Annotated in this window: 27 protein-coding genes; 15 read left to right on the top strand and 12 right to left on the bottom strand. The window is 71.7% G+C overall.

All coding sequences use genetic code 11. The features are described from left to right. Window positions 1-97 precede the first annotated feature (97 nt). The 3 genes from ACQUQF_RS06710 to ACQUQF_RS06700 are packed head-to-tail and all read right to left on the bottom strand — an operon-like array spanning window position 98 to window position 3935. Window positions 98-1309 (bottom strand): CHRD domain-containing protein, encoded by a 1212-nt coding sequence (locus ACQUQF_RS06710; protein ID WP_435177027.1) that lies wholly within the window; start codon window positions 1307-1309, stop codon window positions 98-100. Then, window positions 1306-3006: a PQQ-binding-like beta-propeller repeat protein gene (locus ACQUQF_RS06705; protein WP_435177025.1), complete on the bottom strand. Its 1701-nt coding sequence runs from the start codon at window positions 3004-3006 to the stop codon at window positions 1306-1308. The genes ACQUQF_RS06710 and ACQUQF_RS06705 overlap by 4 nt, the downstream gene beginning before the upstream one ends. 2 nt (window positions 3007-3008) lie before the next feature. Beyond that, window positions 3009-3935: a twin-arginine translocation signal domain-containing protein gene (locus ACQUQF_RS06700; RefSeq protein WP_435177023.1), complete on the bottom strand. Its 927-nt coding sequence runs from the start codon at window positions 3933-3935 to the stop codon at window positions 3009-3011. 348 nt (window positions 3936-4283) lie between these two features. Here ACQUQF_RS06700 and ACQUQF_RS06695 point away from each other — a divergent pair, with 348 nt between their 5' ends. Then, window positions 4284-5201: a winged helix-turn-helix domain-containing protein gene (locus tag ACQUQF_RS06695; RefSeq protein WP_435177021.1), complete on the top strand. Its 918-nt coding sequence runs from the start codon at window positions 4284-4286 to the stop codon at window positions 5199-5201. A gap of 88 nt (window positions 5202-5289) precedes the next feature. Then, complete coding sequence (locus tag ACQUQF_RS06690) at window positions 5290-6093, top strand: alpha/beta fold hydrolase (protein ID WP_435177019.1); 804 nt, start codon at window positions 5290-5292, stop codon at window positions 6091-6093. 45 nt (window positions 6094-6138) lie between these two features. Here the strand turns inward: ACQUQF_RS06690 and ACQUQF_RS06685 are convergent, their stop codons facing one another. Together ACQUQF_RS06685 and ACQUQF_RS06680 are read right to left on the bottom strand one after the other, a co-directional pair. Beyond that, window positions 6139-6336 carry a hypothetical protein gene (locus ACQUQF_RS06685; RefSeq protein WP_435177017.1) on the bottom strand — a complete coding sequence of 66 codons (198 nt, stop codon included), beginning with the start codon at window positions 6334-6336 and terminating at the stop codon, window positions 6139-6141. A 5-nt stretch (window positions 6337-6341) separates the two neighbouring features. Further along, window positions 6342-6671, bottom strand: coding sequence for a hypothetical protein (locus ACQUQF_RS06680; RefSeq protein WP_435177015.1), 330 nt, complete (start codon window positions 6669-6671; stop codon window positions 6342-6344). A 136-nt stretch (window positions 6672-6807) separates the two neighbouring features. On the opposite strand from ACQUQF_RS06680, the gene ACQUQF_RS06675 reads away from it, so the two are divergent. Beyond that, the gene (locus ACQUQF_RS06675) at window positions 6808-8385 is read left to right on the top strand and encodes a class I adenylate-forming enzyme family protein (RefSeq protein WP_435177013.1); all 1578 of its coding nucleotides are present in this window, start codon (window positions 6808-6810) and stop codon (window positions 8383-8385) included. A 48-nt stretch (window positions 8386-8433) separates the two neighbouring features. Here ACQUQF_RS06675 and ACQUQF_RS06670 read toward each other — a convergent pair whose 3' ends face one another. Beyond that, on the bottom strand, window positions 8434-9483 hold the full coding sequence (locus ACQUQF_RS06670) for a DHH family phosphoesterase (RefSeq protein ID WP_435177011.1): 1050 nt from the start codon (window positions 9481-9483) through the stop codon (window positions 8434-8436). Window positions 9484-9604: 121 nt separating this feature from the next. Here ACQUQF_RS06670 and ACQUQF_RS06665 point away from each other — a divergent pair, with 121 nt between their 5' ends. After that, a complete protein-coding gene (locus ACQUQF_RS06665) occupies window positions 9605-9748 on the top strand; it encodes an AsnC family protein (protein ID WP_435177009.1) in 144 nt (47 codons plus the stop codon). A gap of 57 nt (window positions 9749-9805) precedes the next feature. Here the strand turns inward: ACQUQF_RS06665 and ACQUQF_RS06660 are convergent, their stop codons facing one another. After that, the gene (locus tag ACQUQF_RS06660; protein ID WP_435177007.1) at window positions 9806-10114 is read right to left on the bottom strand and encodes a HalOD1 output domain-containing protein; all 309 of its coding nucleotides are present in this window, start codon (window positions 10112-10114) and stop codon (window positions 9806-9808) included. Window positions 10115-10258: 144 nt separating this feature from the next. Between ACQUQF_RS06660 and ACQUQF_RS06655 the strand changes: the two genes are divergently transcribed. The 4 genes from ACQUQF_RS06655 to ACQUQF_RS06640 all read left to right on the top strand — a co-directional run bounded on the left by ACQUQF_RS06655 (window position 10259) and on the right by ACQUQF_RS06640 (window position 13792). Next, window positions 10259-10975, top strand: coding sequence for a type 1 glutamine amidotransferase (locus ACQUQF_RS06655; RefSeq protein ID WP_435177005.1), 717 nt, complete (start codon window positions 10259-10261; stop codon window positions 10973-10975). Window positions 10976-11104: 129 nt separating this feature from the next. Further along, window positions 11105-11521: a DUF7344 domain-containing protein gene (locus ACQUQF_RS06650; RefSeq protein ID WP_435177003.1), complete on the top strand. Its 417-nt coding sequence runs from the start codon at window positions 11105-11107 to the stop codon at window positions 11519-11521. Window positions 11522-11651: 130 nt separating this feature from the next. Continuing rightward, window positions 11652-12863 carry an acyl-CoA dehydrogenase family protein gene (locus ACQUQF_RS06645; protein WP_435177002.1) on the top strand — a complete coding sequence of 404 codons (1212 nt, stop codon included), beginning with the start codon at window positions 11652-11654 and terminating at the stop codon, window positions 12861-12863. A gap of 401 nt (window positions 12864-13264) precedes the next feature. Further along, window positions 13265-13792 carry a DUF367 family protein gene (locus ACQUQF_RS06640; RefSeq protein WP_435177000.1) on the top strand — a complete coding sequence of 176 codons (528 nt, stop codon included), beginning with the start codon at window positions 13265-13267 and terminating at the stop codon, window positions 13790-13792. On the opposite strand, the gene ACQUQF_RS06635 is transcribed toward ACQUQF_RS06640, so the two are convergent. Continuing rightward, a complete protein-coding gene (locus ACQUQF_RS06635) occupies window positions 13793-15184 on the bottom strand; it encodes a right-handed parallel beta-helix repeat-containing protein (protein ID WP_435176998.1) in 1392 nt (463 codons plus the stop codon). It abuts the gene before it with no gap. A gap of 54 nt (window positions 15185-15238) precedes the next feature. Beyond that, window positions 15239-16642 (bottom strand): right-handed parallel beta-helix repeat-containing protein, encoded by a 1404-nt coding sequence (locus ACQUQF_RS06630; protein WP_435176996.1) that lies wholly within the window; start codon window positions 16640-16642, stop codon window positions 15239-15241. 126 nt (window positions 16643-16768) lie between these two features. Here ACQUQF_RS06630 and ACQUQF_RS06625 point away from each other — a divergent pair, with 126 nt between their 5' ends. Next, the gene (locus ACQUQF_RS06625) at window positions 16769-16918 is read left to right on the top strand and encodes a 50S ribosomal protein L40e (protein ID WP_435176994.1); all 150 of its coding nucleotides are present in this window, start codon (window positions 16769-16771) and stop codon (window positions 16916-16918) included. An 81-nt stretch (window positions 16919-16999) separates the two neighbouring features. Further along, complete coding sequence (locus tag ACQUQF_RS06620) at window positions 17000-17593, top strand: cupin domain-containing protein (protein WP_435176992.1); 594 nt, start codon at window positions 17000-17002, stop codon at window positions 17591-17593. Between the two features lie 387 nt (window positions 17594-17980). Here ACQUQF_RS06620 and ACQUQF_RS06615 read toward each other — a convergent pair whose 3' ends face one another. Both ACQUQF_RS06615 and ACQUQF_RS06610 read right to left on the bottom strand, forming a co-directional pair. Continuing rightward, window positions 17981-18286, bottom strand: a complete 306-nt coding sequence (locus tag ACQUQF_RS06615) for a nucleotide pyrophosphohydrolase (protein WP_435176990.1) — start codon at window positions 18284-18286, stop codon at window positions 17981-17983. A 61-nt stretch (window positions 18287-18347) separates the two neighbouring features. Continuing rightward, complete coding sequence (locus ACQUQF_RS06610; RefSeq protein ID WP_435176988.1) at window positions 18348-18959, bottom strand: MBL fold metallo-hydrolase; 612 nt, start codon at window positions 18957-18959, stop codon at window positions 18348-18350. Between the two features lie 83 nt (window positions 18960-19042). Between ACQUQF_RS06610 and ACQUQF_RS06605 the strand changes: the two genes are divergently transcribed. The 5 genes from ACQUQF_RS06605 to ACQUQF_RS06585 all read left to right on the top strand — a co-directional run bounded on the left by ACQUQF_RS06605 (window position 19043) and on the right by ACQUQF_RS06585 (window position 21626). Next, complete coding sequence (locus tag ACQUQF_RS06605; protein WP_435176986.1) at window positions 19043-19234, top strand: DUF5786 family protein; 192 nt, start codon at window positions 19043-19045, stop codon at window positions 19232-19234. Window positions 19235-19237: 3 nt separating this feature from the next. Next, window positions 19238-19801: a DUF99 family protein gene (locus tag ACQUQF_RS06600; protein ID WP_435176985.1), complete on the top strand. Its 564-nt coding sequence runs from the start codon at window positions 19238-19240 to the stop codon at window positions 19799-19801. Window positions 19802-19975: 174 nt separating this feature from the next. After that, a complete protein-coding gene (locus tag ACQUQF_RS06595; protein WP_435176983.1) occupies window positions 19976-20626 on the top strand; it encodes a cupin domain-containing protein in 651 nt (216 codons plus the stop codon). An 80-nt stretch (window positions 20627-20706) separates the two neighbouring features. Further along, on the top strand, window positions 20707-21297 hold the full coding sequence (locus ACQUQF_RS06590) for a uracil-DNA glycosylase (protein WP_435176981.1): 591 nt from the start codon (window positions 20707-20709) through the stop codon (window positions 21295-21297). A 92-nt stretch (window positions 21298-21389) separates the two neighbouring features. Continuing rightward, window positions 21390-21626, top strand: a complete 237-nt coding sequence (locus tag ACQUQF_RS06585; protein ID WP_435176979.1) for a hypothetical protein — start codon at window positions 21390-21392, stop codon at window positions 21624-21626. On the opposite strand, the gene ACQUQF_RS06580 is transcribed toward ACQUQF_RS06585, so the two are convergent. Then, window positions 21623-23863: a PQQ-binding-like beta-propeller repeat protein gene (locus ACQUQF_RS06580; RefSeq protein ID WP_435176977.1), complete on the bottom strand. Its 2241-nt coding sequence runs from the start codon at window positions 23861-23863 to the stop codon at window positions 21623-21625. The two genes, ACQUQF_RS06585 and ACQUQF_RS06580, sit on opposite strands and share 4 nt — an antisense overlap. Window positions 23864-23953 lie beyond the last annotated feature (90 nt).

Raw genomic sequence — 23953 nt, 5'->3', positions numbered from 1 at the left:
ACAAAAAGTGTCCGCCTCGCGAGGCGAGGGCGCCGGCGGTCGAGCGCGGACCCGACCCGTGACGGGTCCACCGACCGCGAAAAAAGCGGTGCGGTCGTCAGTCGTCGTCGCCCCGCGAGAGCAGGTAGCCGCCGAGGCCGGCGAGCCCGCCCAGCGTCGAGAGCGCGCCGAACCCGGGCGCGCGGGCCGCCTGGACGAGGTCGCCGGTGTCGACTCCCTTCGCGCCCGTCTCGTTGCCTGCGGTCCGGTTGCCGGCCGCTTCGGTGGTCGCGTCGCCCGCGGGCGTGGTCTCCGCGGCCGCCGCGGTGGTCTCGTTCGCGAGTCGCTTGCCGCCGGTCTCCGCGATCGCCCGGATCGGCCCGCGCAGCACGCCCTTGGGATGTTTGTCGGTGCTGACCTGCACGTAGACCTTGTCGTTGCGGATGGCCTCGATGAGCCGCAGCAGGGTCTCCTGCGCGAACGGGCCCTGGAGATCCTCGGCCACCAGCAGCGAGTCGACGAGCGACCCGTCTATCTGGTCGGTCGGGTTCTCCGGCTGGAACAGCGGTGCCACGAGCGGATCCGTCCCCTCGGTCTCGAGGTAGATGCCGGCGCTGGTCACGTTCTCGATGTTCTGCAGGTACATCGAGTACATCAGCTTCGCCTCCTCGCCGTTCGGCGGGTGCAGCACGAAGTAGGTCGTCCCGCGCGCGTCGGTCTGGACCCCCTCCGCGGGCTGGAACTCCGCGACGAACTTCTGGGGGTTCTCCCCGAACTCGTCGGCCAGCGGGTGGGTCGTCTCGTTCTCCGCGACCGCGGTCGGGTTCGGGATGGTCGTCGTGGTCTGGTTCGCGACCGTCGTCTGGTTACCCTGGGGCGCCGCCGCACCCATCGCGATCTGGCCCCGCATCGACGTCGGGTGGACCTGACACAGGTAGACGTCCATCTGCTCGGAGGCGGTGAACCGGACCGTCTGGGTCGCGCCCGTCTGGGACATGATCTCGGTCCGTAACAGCACGTTGCCGTTCTGCCCGAGGATGGCGAAGTTGTGCGGCGCACCGTCGATGTTCTTCCAGGTGACCGCGTACTTCTTCCCCGCTTCGAGGTTCAGTACCGGATTCACGGCCTGGGCGATGGACGGGGGTTCGAGCCCCTGCCAGCCCGCGGTCTTGCCGCCGAGTCGGTAGTGGGTCGCCACGTCCTGCTGTCGGCCGGCGCCGAGCACGTCGCCGACGCCGGTGAGGCTCCCGACTCCCACGGCCGCGCCGGTCGCGGCGGTCGCCGAGAGGAACGTGCGTCTGGTCGTGGATTCGGTGGTGTCGTCGGTCATGATCCGCCCTCCAGCGAGTACGCCGCGATAGAGTTCTGCCCGTCGCCGCCGCCCTGGATGTAGACGTACTGCTTGTTGACCTTCGGGTCGACCCAGCTGATGGGGTTCCCGTCGAGTCCGGCCGACAGCTTGTTGGTCCAGAGCCGCTCGCCGGTCTCGGAGTCGTAGGCGATGAACAGGCCCGAAGCGGTTCCGGCGAACGTCAGGCCGGTCGTCGTGGTCATCACGCCGCCCCACGGGCTCTTGTTCAGCCAGTCCTGCCACTTGATCTCGCCCGTGACGGGGTCCATCGCGGTGATGTTGCCCGCGGGCTGGTCCCACCCCTCTATCTTCGGCCGCTGCATCTCGTCGGCGCTGATGTCGGTCATCCCCTCGTACTCCTCGCCGACTTCGTACTGGATGTACTGCCACTTCAGCTTCATCGGGACGTTCGTCGCCTTCAACATCAGCAGGTTGCGCTGCGGGTCGTACGACGAGGGTTGCGGGTCGGTCCCGCCGATGAGGTTCGGCAGGATCCAGTCGGAGCGCCCGAAGCTCTGTTCGGGCAGGTTCCACGTGTTGTAGTGCTCGGAGAACTCCTCGCTGCGCTGGACGAGTTCTCCCGTTTCGAGATCGACCGTGTACACCCACGCGGTCTTGCCCGGCCACGAGGCGAGCTTCCGGGTCTCACCGTCGACCTCGGCCTCGAAGATGGCGGCCGGACTCGGCGAGTCGTAGTCCCACCAGTCGTGGGGCGACTCCTGGTAGTTCCACTGGAACTCGCCGGTCTCCCAGTCGAGACCGACCTTGCCCGCCGTGTAGGGGTTGAACCCCGGCCGGACCGTCCCGAACCACGGGCCGGGGTTCGACGTCCCGGCGACCACGGTGCCGGTCTCCGGGTCGAGCGCGGGAGCCTGCCAGACGGTCGAGCCGCCGTGCTTCCACGCGTCGCCGACCCACTGGTCGGGCGGGGTCAGCCCCTGGTGCCAGTCGCGCTCGCCGTCGGTGGTGACGCCCTCGGCCCAGCCGTGGACGCCGTACTCGCCGCCCATGCTGCCCTTGAAGAGGGTGTCCTTGTAGACGACGAGCGGGTAGTTCGAGGCCTCGCCCCTGTTCTTCTCCCACGCCTGGAGCTCGTCGTGCATCGCCATCGACGGCGGTCCCTCGGCCTTCTCGTTGCGGTACTCGTAGGCCCCGTTGTAGTACCACTGCTCGTTGGCGTTGTACCGGTTGAGCGCCAGCACCCCGTAGTCTAGCGTGGCCTTGAACAGGGTGTCGCCGTAGACGGCGAGGCCGCGGTTCGCGGGCGGATCCTCGAACGCCACCGGCGACTTCGGGTGGTACATGTGGAACCAGAGGATGTCGCCGGTCCGGGCGTTGATGGCGCGGGTCTGTTCCGGGCCGTTCACCTGGTAGAGGATCGGCGGGTCGCCCGGCACCACCAGCGACGACCCCTGGAATCCGGCGGCAGACCCCGCGCGCGGGAGATTGTCGATCTCCCACTCGATGGAGAGGTCCGAGACGTTCTCCGGTGTGATGATGTCGGCGGTCGTGTGGTGGTGGCGCTCGTAGTTGTTGCCGTACAGCAGCCACCCCTCGGGGTCGTCGCCGCTGTCGAGGAGTTGCTGCTGGGTGATGTCGCGCTTCGGGATGTCGTCGACCTTCTCGAACTGTTTGATCTCGGACGTTCCGGGTTTGGGAACTCGCTCTTCTACCATGATCAGTCACCTCCCGCCCGCGGCGCCCGCATGTCGTCGCTGATGCGGACGAGGTCGTACTGCAGGTCGGTCTGGCTGGCTATCATCATCGCCGTACTCCCCGATACCAGCCCGGTCAGCTCCGCGTCCGACACCTCGCCGCGGGCGAGTCGCTCGACCGCGTCGCCCAGCAGGTAGAACCCGCCGAGCATCGCGCGGACGTCGGCGACGCCGTCGTCGAGCATCTCGTCGGTGAGCAGCACCTCGTTCTGCCGGAGGTGTCTGTCGAGCCCGTCGATCCACAGCAGCGCGCCCTCGGCGGCCCGCTGGTGGAGCGGCGCGACGTACTCCGGGTTGACCTCGCCGACCTCGGCCTCCTCGAACACCCACGTCGGCTCCCAGAGCGCCAGGTCGTCGGCCCGCTCGACCACGTTGGCGACCAGTGCGGTCCGCTCGCGCCCGTCGAACCCGACCGCCGAGAGCGCCGCCCCGAGCGCCTCGGTGTTGACGAGCTGGCGCGTCGTCGCCTCGATGTGGTCGGACGTGAACCGCGGCAGGTTGGCCTCGGCGCTGGCGTAGAAGCCCACCTCCGATAGGTGGTCGGCGACGCTCCACGCCGCGTCGGTCAGTTGCGCGTACAGTTCCTCGCCCCTGTCGGGGACCCCCGTCGCACGCACGTCCGAGAGCCGGTCGATCGAGTCGGCGACGCCCGCCGTCTCGCCCGCGAGCAGGTCGGCGTCGAGTTCGCCGGTCATGTCGGTCCGGATGGCCTCGCCCATCGCCGCGAGTTCCCCGGTCGACTCGACGGTCACCGCCTCCCGGAGGTCGTCCAGCGTCACCTCGTCGACGGCGGCGTTCCCCGCGGCGGCCGCACCCGCGACGCCCAGCGTCTTCAGGAAGTTCCGACGTTCCTCGTCCGAAAGTCGTGACTTGGTTCGTTCGTGTCTCATCTCGGTACCCTGGTCCGCCGGCGCGTGTAGCGCGGTGAACCGTCCGGAACTCCGGCGATTGTTCACTAAGGACCCCGTTGCCGTTCCGCGATAAACGGAACGTTTGCGCCCCCCGACAGGTGGGTGCAACGGAGAACGATGTTTCGGCTATAGTTGCCCCGTGGAAAGGGTTTATACAATGGGGTGTTACGCGATGTCCCCGTTCCTGGGAATCGAACGACGGACCGGCGAAACCGCAGCCTATCCGACAGCTCCGTTACCGCGATCACCGAACGGGCGTCGCTCGGCGTACCGGTACGGCGTCGCTTCCGAAGACGTTTGTCGGACGACTGCGTGGGTCGGGACAGCATGTCCGAGGAACTGGACGTCGAGACCGACACCCGACTCGACGCCGACGACGCGTTCACCCTGCTCGGGGACGCGACCCGGCTCGCGATACTCCGCGCGCTCGGCGACGCCGCCGAGCCCGGGGCGGTGACCCCGCTGCCGTTCTCGGAGCTGCGCGACCGGGCCGACGTGGCGGGGAGCGGCCGGTTCAACTACCACCTCGGCGAGCTGGTCGGCCACTTCGTCGAGAAGGTCGAGCGGTCCGACGGGACGACGGGCTACCGCCTCCGGTTCCCCGGGGTGCAGGTGTACCAGGCGCTCCGGGCGGGCACGTTCACCGAGCGCCTCCGGGTCGAGCCGTTCGACCTCGACGCCGACTGCCACGCCTGCGGCGCCCGCCTGGAGGGCGAGTACCGCGACCTGCTATTCCGCATCGAGTGCCCCGATTGCGGGAGCAGCTACTACCACTGCCACCTGCCGCCGAGCAGCGTCGACCCCGACTCGCGGGCCGAGACCCTCCGGGTCGTCGACCGGCGGATCCGGGACTACCTCTCGTCGCTGTCGAACGCCGTCTGCCAGTCGTGCTCGGGCCGGATGGACACCCGGCTGCTCGATCCCGACGCGGACCACAAGTACGCCGACGACGCCGCGAACGAGGTGCTGGTCCGGCAAGCGTGCGACCACTGCGGCGCGTTCCACTACACCCGGGCCGGCGAGCACCTGCTCGACCACCCCGCGGTGGTGTCGTTCTGCTACGACCGGGGCGTCGACCTCTCGGCCCGGCCCGTCTGGGACCTGGCGTTCGTCTCGTCGGACGACCACACCGAACTCCTCGACACCGACCCCTGGCGGGTCGCCGTGACCGTCGAGGCCGCGGGCGACCGGCTCCGGGCCGTCGTCGACGGGTCGGCGGACGTCGTCGACGTCGAGCGGCTCTGATTCCGGACCGGGGACCGACCCGAGTCCCCTACCCAACCGCGACCGCCGAACCGCCGCGTTGAAACGCCCCGGCCCCGAACCCCCGGCCATGCCTTCCGCGGACAACGCCGGCGTCTCCGTCCACTACGAGGTCAGCGACGACGAGGGGTCGGTCGGCGACGCGCCGGTCGTGCTGCTGGCCGACGCGGGCTACGGCCCCTGGCAGTGGAGCTGGCAGTTCCCCGCGCTGGCCGGCCCCTTCGAGGTGCTGGTCCCGAGCACCCGGGGCACCGGCGGCTCCGACGCCGGGGACTCCTACGCCGTCGCCGACCTGGCCGCCGACGTCGAGGCCGTCCTGGCCGACTACGGCGCCCGCACGGCCCACCTGGTCGGCGCGGGGCTGGGCGGGATGGTGGCGCTGCAGTACGCGCTGGACTTCTCCCGGGCCCGGACGCTGACGCTGCTGGGCACCTCGCCCGGCGGTCCCCGGGCGAGCCCCGTCCCCGACGACGTCCGGGAGCGACTGCTGGCCAGCCCCGACGACCCCGACTCGCTCCGGCGGTCGCTCGAACCGGTCGCCGGCGACGAGCTGCTGGAGACCGACGACCTGGTCGACCGGATCATCGCGTGGCGACGCGAGGAGGACGCCGACCCCGAGTCCCAGCGGGCCCACTTCGAGGCGATAGCCGACTTCGACGTCAGCGACCGCCTCTACGAGATTGCGATGCCGGCGCTCGTGCTCCACGGCGAGGACGACCGGGTGGTCCCGGTCGAGAACGGCCGCCTGCTGGCCGACCGGCTCCCGAAGGGCGAACTCCGGACGTTCCCCGGCGAGCACCTCTTCTTCGTCGAGCGCTCGAAGGCGGTCAACGACGACGTCGTCGGCTTCCTGACCGAACACGCCGAGGACTGACCGATCCCGGCGCTTCGGCGTTCGAGATGCCCTTCCGCTGGGACGCTACCCCAGGACCATCGCGAGGACGGCGAGCGCGACGAGGGCCTCGGCGACGAGGAGTACGACTACCGCCGCGAGCTTCACGCGCTGCAACTCCGTGCGGGCACCACCGTCTCTCGTCAGGACGATATCCGGATCGCCGGCCCTCGGTGCTCGCGTCGACGCCACCCGCAGGTTACCGGTTGCGTCGTCTCCAGTCATGATTGTCAATACGGGTCCATATCCTGCCCGAGCGCGAGTAGAACTGCCCCCCGTGCCCACGACAGGTCGGACGGGATCTCGACTGACCCCGACGCGAGGGTCGCGTTGTTAATCGGAAACGCGAACAGCGACACGTGGACGCCGGCGGTGACGTTGTCTATCGGGAAGTCGAATCGCGTCCCGCCGTCGGTGAGTCTCCCGGCGGTCTGGTCGGCGTCCGCCTGCGGCGGTGCCGCGGCGACACCGAACGTCCCGGCTCCGGCACTCGCGAGTGCGAGTCCGAACAGGACCAGCGCGATGGCGATGCAATCTGCGATGCGGTCGTGTTCCATCATCACAGTCACCTCTCGGCGGAGTACCGCGATGGAGATAGACGCTTAGTACTGAAATCCGGCGGCGGGCTGGCAGCTCTAGGTAGCTAGAGTCGACGCCGCAACAACGCCTACATCCGGCGACCACGAACCACTCGCCATGACGCTCTCGCTCGAACGCCGGGCCGCGCTCTGGGGGGACCGAACCGCGATCGTCGACGCGAGCGCCGACCGGCGGGTCGGCTACGCCGACCTCGAATCCGAGGCCGACGCGATGGCCCGCCGGCTCGCCGCGCTCGGCGTGGGGCCCGGCGACCCGGTGGCGGTGCTCTCGCGCAACCGGGTCGAGACGCTGGCGCTGTTCTTCGCCGCGAGGCGGCTCGGCGCAGTATTCGCCCCGATCTCGTACCGGCTCACCCCCGCGACCGTCGAGGAGCCGCTGGAGACCGTCGACCCCGCGGCGGTGGTCCACGAGGCGGCCCAGCGCGACCTGGTCCGGGAGCTCCCCGACGACCTGACCCACACCTTCGAGGAACTGGGCCGGAGCGACGGTGCCGACTACGAGCGGGTCGACCCAGGCCCCGAGGACTCGCTGGCGTACATCCACGCGAAGGACGAGGCCGACCGGCCCGCGGTCGGCGAAGATCCGGGCAGGAACCGACCCGGCGAGTCGCTGAACGAGGACCCGCCGACCGCGCCGCGGGTGGTCGACCTGCCGGCGCGGGCGGTCGAGTGGAACTGCGTCACCGCGACCGCGGCGTGGGGGCTCGGCCGGGGCGACTGCGCGCCCGCGATGCTGCCGTTCTCGGACGCCGACGGGCTCCTCCGGCTCGCCCTGCCGCTGCTCTACGTCGGCGGCCGGGTCGTCGTGCTCCGGGCGTTCGACCCCGACGACGCGCTCGCAGCCGTCGACGAGGAGGGCGCGACCGCCCTGTTCGCCGGGGCGACCGAGTACCGCGAACTGGTCGAGAGCGAGGCGTTCGCGTCGACCGACTTCGGGAGCGTCGGCTGGGCGGGCAGCCGGTCGGCGCTGCCCGCGGACGTCCGCGAGACGCTGGCCCGGGAGGCGCCCGTGGTCCGGACCTACGGCCGGGCCGAGACCGGTCCGAACAACCTCTACTGTCCGCCGGAGAGCGGCGGTGGGGACGTCGACGGCGCCGAGAGCGACCCCGCCGACCCCGACCGCGTGGGCCGGCCGTTCCCCGACTGCGAGGTCCGGCTGGCCGACGAGGGCGGCGAGCCGGTCCCCGAGGGCGAGGTCGGCGAGCTCCGGTTCCGCGGGCCCGTGACGCCGCGGGGGTATCTGCGGGGGGACGCGGACGGCGAGGACGGGGACGGTGGCGACGACCGGGACACCGACCCCTTCCCGGAGTGGGTACCGACCGGCGACCTCGCGGTCCGCCAGGGCGGCGACTACTACCTCCTCGGGCCGGCGCGCGAGGGGTTCGAGTCGGCGTCGGCCCGGGTCCACCCCCGGCGGGCCGAGCGCGCGCTGGAGGCCCGCGACGGCGTGACCGCGGTCGGCGTGGTGCCCGCCGAGCAGGGCGCGCTGGCGGCGTTCGTCGGCGACGCCGACCCCGGCGAGCTCCGGGACGACCTCGCCGCGGAACTGCCCGACGAGGTGGCGGTCCGGGAGCTCACCCGGGTCGAGTCGCTCCCGCGGCGCGCGACCGGCGAACTCGACCGGGCGGCGCTCCGGCGGGACCTCTCGGGCGAGGAGCGCATCGACAAGGAGTGAGGGTTCGGGGCCGACCTGCTTGCCGGCCCGGGTCCGCGCCGGACTCCCCTACGATCCGTCGCTCCCGCCCCCGGACTCGCCGCCCTCGTCGCCGAGCTTGAGCCCCGCGATGAGCCGGTTCGTGATCACCTTCACCACGATGTCGACCAGTTCGGCGTCGGTCCCGTCGGCGGTCAGGTCGGCGAACACCCCGAGCGGGACCTGGCCGCCCGCCATCTCGCGGTGGCCGCCGGCGCTGCCCACGTCGTCGAAGATGTCGTGGAGCGCGTTGCCGATGTGGACCCGGGTGTCGGTTGAGCGCGCGCTGAGCTCGATCTCGTCGCCGACGATGCCGAAGACGATGGCGGTCTCGACGCCCTCCAGCGTGGCGAGGTAGTCGGCGGCCTGGGGGAGCGCGTCGCGCTCGCTGGTCCGGCCGACGTGGGAGATGAGCACCGACCCGCGGACGACCCGGTTGTCGACCGCGTCGGCGATGGCGTCGACCGTCGCGCCGCTGACCGCGGGCGTCGAGAGCCGCCGGAGCATGTCCAGGTCGGCGTGGTCGTGGAGTATCTGGGCCGCGCCGTACTCCTCGCGGGTCACGCCCCGGAGGAACCCCAGCGTCTCCCGCCGGATGGCGAACAGCAGCCCGGTCGCCAGCACGTCGTCGAACTCGACGTCGAGCGCGTCGACGTACTCGGTCATGATGGTCGCGGTCGCGCCCGCCGCCTCCCGGTGGTCGACGAACCGGGCCGCGATGCCCTCGGCCGGGTGGTGGTCGACGACGATGTCGATGGGGACGTCCTCGGGCACCTCGTTGTTCACGCCCGGCACCGAGTGGTCGACGAACGCCACGAGGCTGTTCTCGGCCCGGTCCCGGACGCTCGCGGGGTCGAACTGGGTGAGGTCGAGTTCGAGCAGGTTGACGAACGCCCGGCTCTGCTGGTGGGAGATGTCGCCGCTGTAGAGGATGCGGCGCTCGTCGATGCCGGCCTCGGCGGCGATGCGCCCGAGCGCGAGCGCGCTCGCCAGGCAGTCCGGGTCGGGGTTGTTGTGGCAGACGATGGTGAGCTCCTCGCCGTCGGTGAGGAGGTCGTAGAGGGCCTGGGCCTTGCTCATCGGCCTGTTCTACTCGACACAGCCCAAAGAGGTTGTGCACGGATACGACTGACCGCGTGCTATCGTTCCCGGCAGCGGTCGCGTCAGTACTCCCTCGGGGCTCCGGACGGACGTACCCCGTATGGGGTCCTACGAACTCGACGACGTCGACCGCCGGATCCTCCACCTGCTCCAGCAGGACTCCCGGGGAACCAGCACCGAGACGATCGGCGACCAGGTCGGCGTCGCGGCGTCGACAGTCGGGAGGAAGAACACGACGGAGTAGGTTGCGAACGACTCGGCACTGCGGGACTGCCTTTCCGCGTTCGTTCGACCGTCTCTCTCACGACGAAGTGGACCGAGCAGTGAAGACGGCGTGGCCGTCCTGGTAGAGCGTGACTCGATACCCCTCGTAGCTGAACTCGACGACGGCCTGGGCCTCGGCGGGCGGCGGCGAGGAGTAGAGGTCCTGCACCAGACTGTCGGCCCACGAGTACAGCGGATCGAGCTCCTCCTGTGCGACGCCCTTGAGCTCCGCGACGACCGTGACTAACTCGGTCGACGGGTCGGCGTCGTCGTTCTCGAAGATGCTCCGGTGATGGACGTGCGCCTCGCGTTCGCCGACCTCGGTAATGTCGTGTTCGTCGGTCACGGGAACACCGCCTACGACCGCTGGGCGGAAAAACGCTGACATCGGTCAGATCTCCGGACACCCGTGGTCGCGGCGAGTCGTCGATACCGGCAGAACTCCCCACGGCGGAACGCCTTTTGACCACGGGGTGTATTGAGTCGAGTGATGAGTCGACTGCGAATCGCGTTCCTGAACGCCGCCCACGACGGCACCGACACCCGGCGGAACTTCCGGCGGGAGTTGGACGCCGACCTGGTGGAGTTCGACGCGACGGGCGGCGAGCTGCCCGAGACCCTCGACTTCGACGGGGTCGTGGTCTCGGGGTCCCGCTCGTCGGTCTACTGGGACGAGGAGTGGATTCCGCCCACCAAGGCGTGGGTGCGAGAGGCCATCGACGCGGGACTGCCCTGCCTCGGCGTCTGCTGGGGCCACCAGCTGCTCGCGGACGTGCTCGGCGGCGAGGTCGCCGACATGGGCGAGTACGAGATCGGCTACCGCGAGGTCGAGCACACCGGCGACTCGCGGCTGTTCGACGGGGTCGACGAGCGGTTCACCGCCTTCACGACCCACTCGGACGCCGTGGTCGAGCTCCCGCCGGGCGCCGAGGAGATCGCGACCAACGACTACGGCGTCCACGGCTTCCGGAAGGACCGGGCGTTCGGCGTCCAGTTCCACCCCGAGTACGACCCCGAGACCGCCGAGCGGGTCACGAAGGGCAAGGACCTCGACGACGACCGCCTGGCGGCGGTGCTCTCGGGCATCACCGAGGAGAACTACCGGGCGGCCTGCGAGGCCAAGCTCGTCTTCGAGAACTTCTGCGAGTTCGTCCGCGAGGTGCGGGAGACCGAGTCGGGCGGCGAGAGCGGTGCGGTCTCGGCGTAGTTATCTGTTGCTCGCCGGAACACGCGAATCGGGGGTCGCCGCAGTCCCGCTGTTTTGCGGAATCCGTACTTAAATTGCATTACTAGTGAGCCAGCAGAGACACCCCGGTTCGCGGTCTATCTTGCGTCAATGAACGATGACTTAGCCGACAGTAACGGACGCACGGCGGCGCCCCGGCCGTCCCCGCGCCAGCCCGACTTCGACGTACCGCCGCTGTCCCAGGACAACGTCTTCGACGCGCTGGCCTCCAAGCGCAGCCGGTACGTCCTGATCGCGCTCCGGGAGGCCGAGGACCACCTCGACCTCCGGGAGCTGGTCGACACGGTGGCGGCGTGGGAGACCGGCAAGCCCATCGACCTGGTGTCCGAGGAGCACTGCCAGCGGGTGTTCACCTCGCTGCGCCACTCCCAGCTGCCGAAGCTGGCGACGATGGGCCTGGTCGAGTACGACGAGGCCGACGACGTGGTCGCGCGCGGGCCCTACGCCGAGCAGGCCGACGCGTACCTCGACATCGCGGCGAGCCGCGACGACAACGTCCAGCTCTGAGATCGGCCGCGACCGCGGGGACGCCGACGCCGTCCGCTGGCCCGGACCGGAGCCGAATTCTGTTTCTTCGCGCGCCACACGATACCCGCGAGTAGGTGCTCTTTTCACGGTTCCCGACGCAGGTCCCGGCATGCTGGACTACGTCTCACTCGAGGCCGACCTCGACGAGGAGGAGCGGATGATCCGGGACACCGCCCGGGAGTTCGTCGACGAGCGAGTCAGACCCGACATCGGCGACCACTTCGAGGAGGGCACGTTCCCGACAGAGCTCATCCCCGAGATGGGCGAACTGGGCTTCTACGCGCCGAACCTGGAGGGGTACGGCTCGCCGAACGTCAGCGAGACCGCCTACGGCCTGCTGATGCAGGAGCTGGAGGCCGGCGACTCGGGCATCCGGTCGATGGCCTCCGTCCAGGGCGCGCTGGTGATGTACCCCATCCACGCCTACGGCAGCGACGAGCAGAAGGAGCGCTGGCTCCCCGGCCTCGGCCAGGGCGAACTCGTGGGCTGTTTCGGGCTCACCGAACCCGAGCACGGCTCGAACCCCTCGGGGATGGAGACGTACGCGGAGAAGCGCGAGGCGCGGAGCGCCTCGGAACGGAGCGGTACCACCGCGGAGAAGGACGCCGGCGAGTACGTGCTGAACGGCTCGAAGACCTGGATCACCAACTCGCCCATCGCGGACGTCGCGGTCGTCTGGGCCCGTGACCGCTCGGCCGAGGACGATCCCGTCCGCGGATTCCTGGTCGAGACCGACCGAGACGGCGTGACGACCAACAAGATCGACGAGAAGCTCTCGATGCGGGCCTCCGTCACGGGCGAGATCGGGCTCAACGACGTGTACGTCCCGGAGGATGCGGTACTGCCGGGCGTCGAGGGGATGAAGGGTCCGCTGTCGTGTCTCACGCAGGCCCGGTACGGCATCGCGTGGGGCGCGGTCGGCGCGGCCCGCGACTGCTTCGAGACGGCCCGGGAGTACGCCACCGAGCGCGACCAGTTCGGCGGCCCAATCGCGCGCTTCCAGATGCAGCAGCAGAAGCTCGCCGAGATGGCCACCCAGATCACGACGAGTCAACTGCTGGCTCACCGGCTGGCCGAGCTGAAGGAACGCGGGGACCTGCGCCCCCAGCACGTCTCGATGGCCAAGCGCAACAACGTCCGGATGGCCCGCGACCAGGCCCGGGTGGCCCGCGAGATGTTAGGTGGGAACGGGATCACCACGGACTACTCGCCGATGCGCCACATGGCCAACATGGAGACGGTCTACACCTACGAGGGCACTCACGACATCCACACCCTCATCCTCGGTGAGGACCTCACTGGAATCCCCGCCTACGAGTGACGTCAAGGTAGGAGCTCTCGGACCTCTGTATCGCCACGTTGACTGCTGATCGCGTGTCTTCTTCCTCGAAAGCTCCCGCGGGCTGGCGGTCACGCTCGCTCCGCTCGCCGAGACGCCAGCGCACGCCGGGTGGACCAGTCCACCGAGCGACGACCGGCCAACCAGATCCCCGAGCGGGACTGCAAGGGGCCGGTCGCTCGCGTTCAATTTAGTCGTCTGGCCGACCTCTATCCACGCCGGACTGTGTGGAGCGGCGTGGATATGTCGGCCAGCGACCGCGAGCGACCGGGGGCTTTCGGAAATGAAATCGCAGCTACCCTGTCGTAATCGACTCCTTTCGGGCGAACCTCCCTCCGAACGAGTCACTTTTCACCGCCAGCCACCAACCTCCGACCGACAAAGTGAACCTCCACGTCCGCTACGAGGGCGACGACGACCCCGAGAAGTGCACCGCCCGGAAGCTCGCGCGGTTCGACCTCGCCGAGCTCCACCGGAGCGCCGGGGCGACGCCCTACGGCATCGTGCTCAACCCCCACGCCGAGCGGGCCCTGTCGCCGGCCGACCGCGCCGAGACCGACCGGCTGGTCGCGCTCGACTGCTCGTGGGAGACCGCCGAGCGGGCGCTGTTCGAGATGCCCGGCGTCCACCGGGCGCTCCCGTTCCTCGTGGCGGCCAACCCCGTCAACTACGGCAGGCCGTTCCGGCTCAACACCGTCGAGGCGTTCGCCGGGGCGCTCGCGATTCTGGGCGAGCGCGAGCAGGCCGAGCAGATCCTCTCGAAGTTCACGTGGGGCGAGACGTTCCTCGAACTCAACGCCGAGCCCCTCCGGCGGTACGCCGACTGCGAGGACTCGACCGAGGTGGTCGCGGTCCAGCAGGAGTACCTCGACGCCGGCGAGGAGCAGGCCCGGGCCGACGGCGACTCGTAGCTACGCGGTCGCCGTCGCGTTCCCTGATTCTGTGGCGCCTGCTTCTCCACTCCCCGACTCCGCGAGTCCCTCGCCGACGAGCGCGACCACCGTGCCGTTCTCGCTCAGGTTCCCGAACGCCGCGCTCGCGACGTCCGCCTCGGCGTCGACCGCCGACGCCGCCCGCCGCCACCCCTCGCCGGCGTCGAACCGCCAGAGCGACAGCGTCTCCTCGGTCGTGCTCGCGCGGTCCACCGCTGCCTCGTCGTATCGAAGCGACAGCGACAGCCGGGCCCCCTCGCCGGTGGGCACCGCGCGCAGCGGCTCGCCGACGACCTGGCGCTCGGTGAGCGGGAGCGGCGGGACCCCGGCCGCCGGGTCGAGCGCGACGTCCCGGAGCTCGAAGCCCAGGCGGGTCCCGCCGAGGCGGACGCGCTCGCCGACCGCGGTCGAGTTCCCGGCCGCGTAGATCGCCGTCCCCGGCGCGTCGGCCACCGAGACGTCGGCGAGGCGGACGCCGGTCGAGGCGTCGAGGTAGACGCCGACCGTGTCGGTCGCGGGCGCGGCCGGTGTGCCTCCCGACCCCGGTCGCGTTCCCGACTCGGGTCCTATCGTGAGGTTCCGCAGGGCGGCCCCGTCGGCGCGAGAGAGGACGACGTGCGCGAAGCCGTCGTCGCGGAACGTCGCGTCGGTCACCGTGACGTTCGCCGAGGCGAAGACGCCGAGGCCGTACTGCGAGCTCCCGGCGACCCGGACGTCCTCGACCGTCGCACCGTCGGCGTTCCGGACCGAGACGCCGACGAGGTTGTCGGTGACGTTCAGTCCCGCGAGGCGGGCGTCCGGCGCGCCGCGGACGAACACGCCGGTGTTGCTGCCGGTGACGGTCCCGCTCCGGAGTTCGACGCCGGGCGCGTTCTCGACGAAGACGCCGTCGCCGAGGTTGTTGCGGGCCGAGACGTTCCGGAGCGTCGCGCCGGTCGTCCCCAGCACGGCGACCCCGGCGCCCCACCGGGTCGTCGCGAGGTTCCGGACCGTGACGTTCGCCCGGCGCTCGCGCCCGCCGACCAGCACGCCGACCGCGCCCGGCGCGCCGTTCGGCCCCGCCGCGACGACGTGGCCGCCGCCCCGGAGCGTCACGTCGTCGGTCCGGACGGCGATGCAGGCGCCGAGGCCGGTCCGCGGGCGATCCGGCGAGGCGTTGGTCACGTCCCCCGCCAGCGCGTACACGCCGGGCGACGTGATGGCGGTGCAGCCGGTGATCTCGGTGACGCCGGTGGCTGCGGTCTGCGCTTCTGCTGGGGTGGCCCCTCCGCCGTGACTGGCCGCTCCTGCGGAGCCGACCGCCCCCGCGGGGGCGACGACGCCGAGGGCGACTGCGAGCGCGAGCAGCGCGGCGGCGCGTCCGTCGGACATGGCCCAGTGGTCGACGGAGGGCCAGTTATGGCTTGTCGCCGCCCGGTCGCCGGCTCACATCGACGGGTCGGGCTCGTCCGAGGAGCCGGGACCGCCGGTCGCTCCGGAGCCGTTGATCGCGGCCGAATCCGAGGGGGTAGCGTCGCCGACAGCGGCGGTCCGCTCGCCCAGCACCGCGAACACCGAGAAGTCGGTCACGGTCGCCCGGACCAGGTTCCGGTCGGCGTCCGCGCGCCCGCCGGCGACCGGCGCCCACTCTCCGCCGTCGTACCGCCAGAGACCGAGGGTCGCCTCCGCGACGTCTTCGACCCCGAGGGCGACGTCGGCGTACTCGACCGCCAGCGCGAGCGTCGCGTCCGGCGCGGTCGCCTCCGCCCGGACGGCCGGCCCGAGCGCCTCCCGGTCCGGCGGGGGCGGCGGTGCCGCGGCCGACGAGACGACGACGCCCGACCCGGAGAGCGAGACCGCCTCGGTCCCGTCGGCGAGCACGGTGACCGAGGTGTTGACCGTCCGCGCGCCGAGCGACACCGACCAGTCCGGGCCGACCGCGAGGCTCCCGACCCGGCTGTCGCGGGTCCGGGCCAGCGCCACGTCGATCGCGTCCACCGCGACGAACCCGCGCGGCGTCCGGACGAACGCCTCGCCGGCGCCGCCCCGGACCGTGGCGTTCGCGACTCGGCCCTCCGCGACCCCCGTCAACTCGACGCCAGTCATGCGGTTCGAGACCGCCGTCACGTCCCGGCCGGCGACGTCCACCGCCCGGAAGACACCGAGGCCGACCTCGTTGCTCGCGGCGGTGACGTTCGAGAGCGCGACGTCGGTCGCCGCGGCGAGCGAGACGCCGTGGATCGCGTTCCAGCGGGCGGCGGTGTCCGCGACGGCGACGCGCTCGGACCGGCCGACCGCCACGCCGACGAAGTTGTGCTCGGCGGTCGCCGACCGGACGACGACGTCCCGGGAGTCGCGGACGTGGATTCCGTCGGCGGCGAACCGGGCGGTCACGTTCGCGATCTCGCCGCCGGTGACGCCGTCGTATCGGATACCGAACGCCCAGCGCGAGACGGTCAGGTCCCGGACGGTGACGTTCGCCGCGCCGGGCGCGACCGACACGCCCGCGGTCGCCTGCCCCAGGCGGCCCCCGTCCACGGCGTGGCCCGCCCCGTCCAGCGTCACGTCGTCGGCCCGGACGGCGATGCAGGTCTCGACCCGTGGGTTCGTCACGTCCCGGGTGAGGACGTACCGGCCCGGTTCCGCGATGACCGTGCAGCCCTCGACGGGAACCGCCGGACGGCCCTCGGCGAGGACCTGCTCCGCGACGTCGCCGTCCGGTTCTGCGCCGTCCGGCGCTGCGCTCGCCGGATCGCCCGCGACGCCCGGCGAAATCGCCGCCGCGACCGAGGCGACGAGCAGGGCGCCGACCACGAGCGCCGCGGCGACCCGGCCGGTGGCGCGGTTCATGCTACCGGTCAACATCGGGTCGACGGGTATAGCTTTTCGACGCCGGCCGAGAGGTCACGCGCCCCGCACGACCGCGCTCGGCGTGACTCTGCAAGACTTAAATGGCCCGGCGGCCAACCGGTCGGTATGGCCAGCTTCGAGAAAGCGGAGGCGCGGACGCTCGACAAGATGATCTGCATGCGGTGCAACGCCCGCAACCCCAAGGGCGCCGACAACTGCCGGAAGTGCGGCTACAGCAAGCTCCGGCCCAAGAGCAAGGAGCCGCGCAACGCCTGATCGCGGTCCGCCGGTCTCCAGCGGTCTTTTCAGTATCGCCGCGCCGACTAGCTACTTCTCCGCGCGCCGGGAACGGCCGGTATGGCGAGCCCCGACGACGGCACCGAGGACGCCGACGACACTCCCGCCGAGACGACTGACGCCGAGACGACCGACGACGAACGAGCCACCGAGAAGCGTATCGTCACCGCCGGGGACCGCGAGTGGTCGACCACCGAGCGCGGCGAGCACGCCTTCCGGCGGAAGCAGCTCGGAGAGGCCGCCGGCAGCGAGCGGCTGGGCTGCAGCCTCTACGAGGTCCCGCCCGGCAAGGAGGCCTGGCCCTACCACTGGCACGCCGGCAACGAGGAGGCGCTGTACGTCCTGTCGGGCGAGGCCACGCTCCGGACGCCCGACGGCGAGACGACCGTCTCGGCCGGCGACTACGCTGCGTTTCCAGCGGGCGAGGAGGGCGCCCACGCGCTCCGGAACGACGGCGACGAACCGGTGCGCTACCTGGCAGTCTCGACCATGCGCGACCCGGACGTGACCCGGTACCCCGACTCCGACAAGGTGGGCGTCTTCGCCGGCGCGCCGCCCGGCGGCGACTCGGACGAGCGCGATATCTCCGGCTACTTCCCGGCGGACGCGACGGTGGACTACTGGGAGGACGAGATGAGCGAGGACGGGGAGTGAGGGCGCGAACCGGGCTTTGCCCGGCGCGAGATTGTACTTGACACCCGGCGCGCGCTGGCGCGGCCCTCGTGACCCCGCCCTCACTGCGCGAGGTCTTCGGGAACGAAGTGACCGAAGGCTCGTCGGAGCGTGCCTCCGACGGTGGACGAGCGAGCGCAGCGAGCGGGGAGGCCGGGGAGGCGTGAGGCTGTCGCAGTGCGGTGCCGTGCGGGACACAGCTGACGGCAGTGGCTAGCGCCGTGCTGTCGTCGACTTCGTCTCTCACTGACCCCGTCTCTCCGCAGTTCGAGACCAGTCCGGCGCGGCCATCGCGCTGTGGCTGGCGCTGCTGCTCCCGTGGCTCGACTACGGGAAGAGCTGAGCCGCGTTCCGGCGTCCGACGCCGTCCTACTCGCCCGACCCCGGGTCGCCGGTCTCCTCGATGCGGGCCTCGTACTTCGCCAGCGCCTCGTCCAGCGCCTCGTCGGCGTCGACGTCCAGCGACTCGGCGACCGCCAGCAGCGAGAACAGCGCGTCGCCGAACTCGTCGGACTTCACGTCGAGCCCGTCGGGCGCCGCGCCGTAGTCGGTCGAGGCGGCCGCGTCCTTGGCGATCTCGCCGACCTCAGAGGCGAGGTCGAGTATCTGGTAGGCCGGTTCGCCCTCGATGTCGTGCTCGGCGAAGAACGCCGCGACCTTCTCCTGGGCCTTCATCTGTCGGGACTCGGACGGGCGCGTCGAAGGGTAAAACGACTGTCGGTTCCGCGTCGCGGAACTACTCCTCGGGGTACTTGGGCTCGCGGCGCTCGGCGCGCTCGAGGGCGCGTTCGACGACCGCGCGGACGTCGCCGTGGAACTCGTCGCCGTGGCCGGCGTACATGTGCTCGACGCCCGCGGGCAGGCGGTTCAGGATCCGCCGGATGCTCTCGATCTCGCGCTCGCGGGACTGGCCCGCCGTGTCGGTCCGGCCGAAGCTCCCGTCGTCGAACGCCCCGTCGCTGTACACCACGACGTCGCCGCTGAAGATGGTCGAGTCGGAGACGAACGCCAGGTGGTCGTCGGCGTGGCCCGGCGAGTACACCGCCTCGAACTCCTCGTCGCCGATGGTGAGGGTGTCGCCGTCCTCGAGCTTCCGGGTCCGGCGCTGGTGGTCGCCGTAGCACAGCAGCTCCGCGTCGTAGGCGTCGAGCACCGCGTCGAGCTCGGCGACGTGGTCGCCGTGCTGGTGGGTCAGCGCCACCGCGTCCACGTCGTCGACGTAGTTGGCGACGGCGTCGACGACGCCGGGCATGCTCCCGGCGTCGACCAGCACGGTCCGCTCGCCCTCCGCGAGGTAGGCGTTGCAGGTGAACGTCTCCGCCTCTGCGGTGACGTTGTGGACTGACATGCCGGGCTGTTCGGCGCCACCCCTCAAAACGCTGACGGGCGGCGGGGGACTTTAGTGGTCGAAGGTCCTACATTCTCGTGCACATGGGATTTGGGAGCTACGACGAGTCCGAACAGGACAACCAGGAGTACGACGCCGATCTCGACGACGACAGCGGCGTCGACACCGAAGAGAACTCCCACGAGGGTACCGTCGACTTCGAGATCGGGGCCTCGAACGACGAGCTCATCGACCGCCTCCAGGACATCAAGGACGACGACCAGGAAGAGACGTAAGCCGTGAAGCCTGGCGTCCGCGCGCTGGGCGTCGCCGAGTCCTACCGGGAACGTCGTAGCACGCTCGCGGGCGCCGTCACTCGGGCGAGCCGCGTCGCCGACGGTTTCGCCTTCGAGACCTGCACCGTCGGCGGGCTCGACGCCACCGACGCGATAGCCGACCTCTTCTCCGCGCTGGACCGCGAGGACGTGCGGTACGTCTTCGTCGCCGGCATCGCGCTGGCGTGGTACAACGTCGTCGACCTCCACCGAGTCCACGAGGCGACCGACCGGCCCGTCGTCTCCGTCACCTTCGAGGAGAGCCCGGGGCTGGTCGCGGCGCTGGAGGCCGAGTTCGACGGGGAGGCGCTGGAGCGGCGCACGGACGTCCTCGAGCGCCAGCCGCCGAGAGAGCGACTGTCGGTCAACGACCAGACCGTCTTCGTTCGCTCGGTCGGCGTCGACGCCGGCGAGGCCCGCGACGCGGTCCGGGCCTTCACGCCCGAGGGCGGCCGACCCGAACCGCTCCGCGTCGCGCGGCTGGCGGCCCGGGCGGGCGACGACCTGCGAAGGGGTGGCGACGAGTGAGTCCGGCCACGTGCAGCGGCTGGACATCCTGCAGCGTCTGCACGGTCGGCAGCGGCTACCGGCCTGTCACCGGGTAGCTACTTCCTTCGCGGGGTCGTAACTACCGCGACCCCCGGAACGAACGAGTTCCCGAGGTCGACAGCAGTTCTCCGGAAGGAGAACGGGTGGGGAACTATGGCAACACGAAAGGACGACGGCAGGGAGACCGGTCGGGACCGGTACGACGCATCGACACAGGCACCCGCGGACCGAGCGAGCGACGACCGCCCCGGAATCGGGCGACGCCCGCTGTTGAAAGCGCTCGGCGCCGGTGCCGCGCTCTCGGCGGGCGGTGGCGTCGCGGCTGCCGACGGCGCCGAGAACGACGGAGCCCGGCCCGGCCGGGCGGAGAGCATCGGGGCCGAACGCAACCAGGCGGAGGGGTTCGAGGCGGAGGTGATCGCGCCGCACGCGACCTTCCCCGACGACGTGGCCGCGGCGTACGGCGTCGCCTACCGGGACGGCGCCGCGGAACTGGCGGTCCTTCCCGACGCATCGAGTGTCGTGATCGTCAGAGCGCGCCTCGAACCGGGCGGGACGAGCGGCTGGCACGTCGACAGGGGACCGGCGATCGCCGTCGTCGTCGAGGGCGAGGTCGACGTCACCTTCGGGGACGGGTGTGTCACCCGCACCTACGCGGCGGGCGAGGCGGCCGCCGTCACCGGACAGCACGCCGATCTCGTGGCGAACGCGAGCGACACCGAGCCGGCGACGGCGTACATCGTCTTCCTCGGCGTGCCGGCCGGCGAGCCGCCGTCGCGCCCCGTCGAACCGCCGGGCTGCTGAGGATCCGACCGGGACGCGCTCGCCCGTCGCGCCGAGCCGAGGCCGCCGAGTCTTAATACCACCGACCCGTGGCCTCACGCATGGGAGAAATGGACGGCCTGGAGGTCACCGAGTGCACGCGCTGTCCCGAGCTCGTCGACAGCCGGAGCCAGATCGTCAACGGCACCGGCCCGGCCGACGCCGACCTGCTGTTCGTCGGCGAGGGGCCGGGCGAGCAGGAGGACCAGCAGGGCGAGCCGTTCGTCGGCCGGAGCGGCACCATCCTCGACGAGAAGCTGCGCGACCGGGGACTGGCCCGCGAGGACGTGCGCATCACCAACTGCGTGCGGTGTCGCCCGCCCGAGAACCGCGACCCGACCACCGAGGAGCTGGAGAACTGCTGGCCCTACCTCGAGAGCGAGATCGAGCAGGTCGACCCCGAGGTGATCGTCACCCTCGGGAAGGTCCCGAGCGAGCACCTGCTCGACCGCGACGTCGCGGTCACCAAGGAGGCCGGCGGCGTCGAGCAGGTCGAGCTAGGCGGCGGGGTCCGGGACCTCCTCATCTGCGTCCACCCCGCGGCGACCCTCTACGACAGCAGCCAGGAGGAGACCCTCGACGCCGCCCTCGACAAGGCCGCGGCGATGGCCGACGGCGGCTCGGGCGGCCAGTCCCAGCTCGGCGACTACTGAGGGCTCGACCGCCGACCGGTTGGAACGCCAACTGTTTGATTCCGGCGGTAATCGGCGCATAACAATGGGACGTGCGCGGGAAGACAGGGCCCGTGCCCCTACCCGCTCCCGCGCTCGTCCCGACGGTCGACTCGCTCGCGGTCGGCGCCGCGGCCCTGCTCGCGCCGCTGGCGCTCGCCGTGCTGGTGTACGCCGACGCCCGCCGCCGGAGCTCCCGGCGCTCGCGCGGCCGGTCGCTCGCCCCGCTGGCGTGGGGCGCGACCACCTTCTTCTCGGGCGTCGGCTGCCTCGTCGTCGCGGCGTGCTACCTCGCGGTCCGGACGCGCTAGCGGTCGAGCGCGGCCCACCGGAACGCGTCGTCGAACGCCAGCGCCGACTCGTGGCGGTCGGCCGGGTCGGCCGCCAGCGCCCGGGCGAGCACGTCGTCGAGGTCCGCCGAGAGGCGGGGATTCCGGCCGCTCGCGGGCTCGGGGTCCGGCTCGGGCACCGCGCCAGCGAGCAGGTGGTAGGCCAGCGCGCCGACGCGGTAGACGTCGCAGGTGACGCCCGCCGGCGCACCGCCTTCGAAGCCTTCGGCGGCCGTCCCTCCCGGTCTCTCCGGCGGCGCGTAGGGATCGCGCTCGTCGCTGCTTCCGGCCAGCGCGTCGGCGAGGAACCAGCCGCCGACGAACACCTCGGTTCCTCCGCTTCCGGTGCCACCGGCGACGACGGAGTCGCTGGTTACCTCCGCCGCGCCACGAATGTCGTCGCCCGCGCCGCGGAAGACGTGCCGGGGCGCGAGCCGGTCGTGCGCGACGCCCTCGCGGTGGGCGGCGTGGAGCGTCCGGGCCACCGCCGAGGCGACCTCGACGCGCTCGCGGGCGGCGACCGGCCACGCGTCGGCCAGCGACCCGCCCGCCGCGAAGGGGGTCTCGAACCACGGAACCGGGTCGCCCTCGCCGTAGTCGCCGTCTCCGCCGATCCCGTAGTCCAGGATCGGGAGGACGCCGTCGACCGGCCCCGATAGCTCGGCCCACCGCTCGACAGCCCGCGCGACCGCCCGGCGGGTCTCGGCATCGACGCCCTCGCGAACTCGCGTCTCGGCGACCAGCGCCGGGCCGTCGGGCGTCCGGACCCGCTTGCGGTACGTCTCGGTGACCGGGCCGCCGCCGAGCCTGTCGAGGCGGCCGAACGCGAGGTCGGCGTCGGGATCAGTCCGACCGGCCGACGCGCTGGCGCGCCGGTAGCCGACCCCCAGCAGCCCCGCGCCGAGCAGGCCGAGCAGCCCCAGGCCCGCCGGCGAGGCGGCGAACCGCTCGACCGTCGCGACCGGCGCGGTCGCGAGCGGCGAGGGCCGGTCGACCGCGTACAGCGTCCCGCTCCGGGTGGCCGCCAGCGCGAGGTCGCCCGCGGCGTCGGCCCAGAGGCCCCGCTCGTCGCCGAAGTCGAGCGTCCAGCGCTCGCGGCCCGACGCCGCGTCGACGGCCGCGACGTCGCTCTCGCCGAGGGCGTAGACGAGGCCGTCGGTCGCGGCGCCCCAGTAGGCGTGGCCGATCCCGACGTCGGTCCGCCAGCGCTCGCTCCCGTCGGCGGCGTCGAGCGCGACGAGGTCGCTCCCGGTCGGCGTGTAGACGCTGCCGTCGCGGACGACGGGGGTACTTCCCCCGCCCGAGTCGGACCCGAACGTCCAGCGCTTCCCGCCGGTCCGGAGGTCGACCGCGGCCAGCGACCGGCCCCAGACGTAGGCCGCGTCGCCGGCGAGCGCGCCCGTCGCGGCGAACGGTCTGACGCCCTCGTGGGCGGTCCGCCACCGCTCGCTGCCGTCGGCGATCCGGAAGCCGTACACCGCGTCGCTGGCCCACCCGACCAGCTGGTCCTCCCACACGCCCGCGGCCAGCGTCCGCTCGCCGGCGGGGGTCGACGTGCGCCACCGCTCGCGGCCGGTCGCCCTGTCGAGCGCGCGGAACCCCCGCTCGCCGCCGAGGTAGACCCGGTCGTCGCCGAGCGTCGGGCGACCGACCCGGTCGCCGTCGACCGCGGTCGACCAGCGCTCGCTGCCGTCGGCCGCGTCGACGGCGGTCACGCTCGCGCCATCCGCGACGAACACCGCCCGGTCGCCGACCGCGAAGTTCCGGTGGTCGACGCCCGCGGCCCGGAACCGCCAGCGGACGCTGCCGTCGGCCGCGTCGAGCGCGAGCAACCGTTCGCCCTCCACGGCGTAGACCGTCCCGCCGGCCGCCTTCGGGAACGTCGACCGGTCGTCGAACCGGTACCGCCAGCGGGTCTCGCCCGACCCCGCCTCGAAGGCGTACAGCTCGTACCGCAGCCCCTCATCGGCGTCGGTCCGGACGAGCGCGACGACCGCCCCGCGCGAGCGGACCGCCGGGTAGACCGTCGCCCGCTCGTCGGTCTCGAACGTCCAGCGGACCCGGTGGTCGGTGTCGAGCCCGGGCACACCGACACCGGACCCGGTGGCCGCCGGCGGGTCGGCGCCCGTCGCCGTCGTCCGGGCGGCGGTCGCTGCCGCCCCGCCGACCGCGCCGGCGCCGCGGAGGAACGCGCGCCTGCTCGGCTCTCGGGAACCCATATCGGCAGGGGTCGCTCGGCGCTCTTCAGCGTTTGGGTCCGCGGAATCGGCCGCCGGTCCGGCGCAGCGTCGGAGAGAAGGAGAACGCGA

The organism is Halorussus sp. AFM4 (genome assembly GCF_051194995.1).
Classification (GTDB): domain Archaea; phylum Halobacteriota; class Halobacteria; order Halobacteriales; family Haladaptataceae; genus Halorussus.
This window is presented reverse-complemented; position numbering and strand designations above follow the sequence as displayed.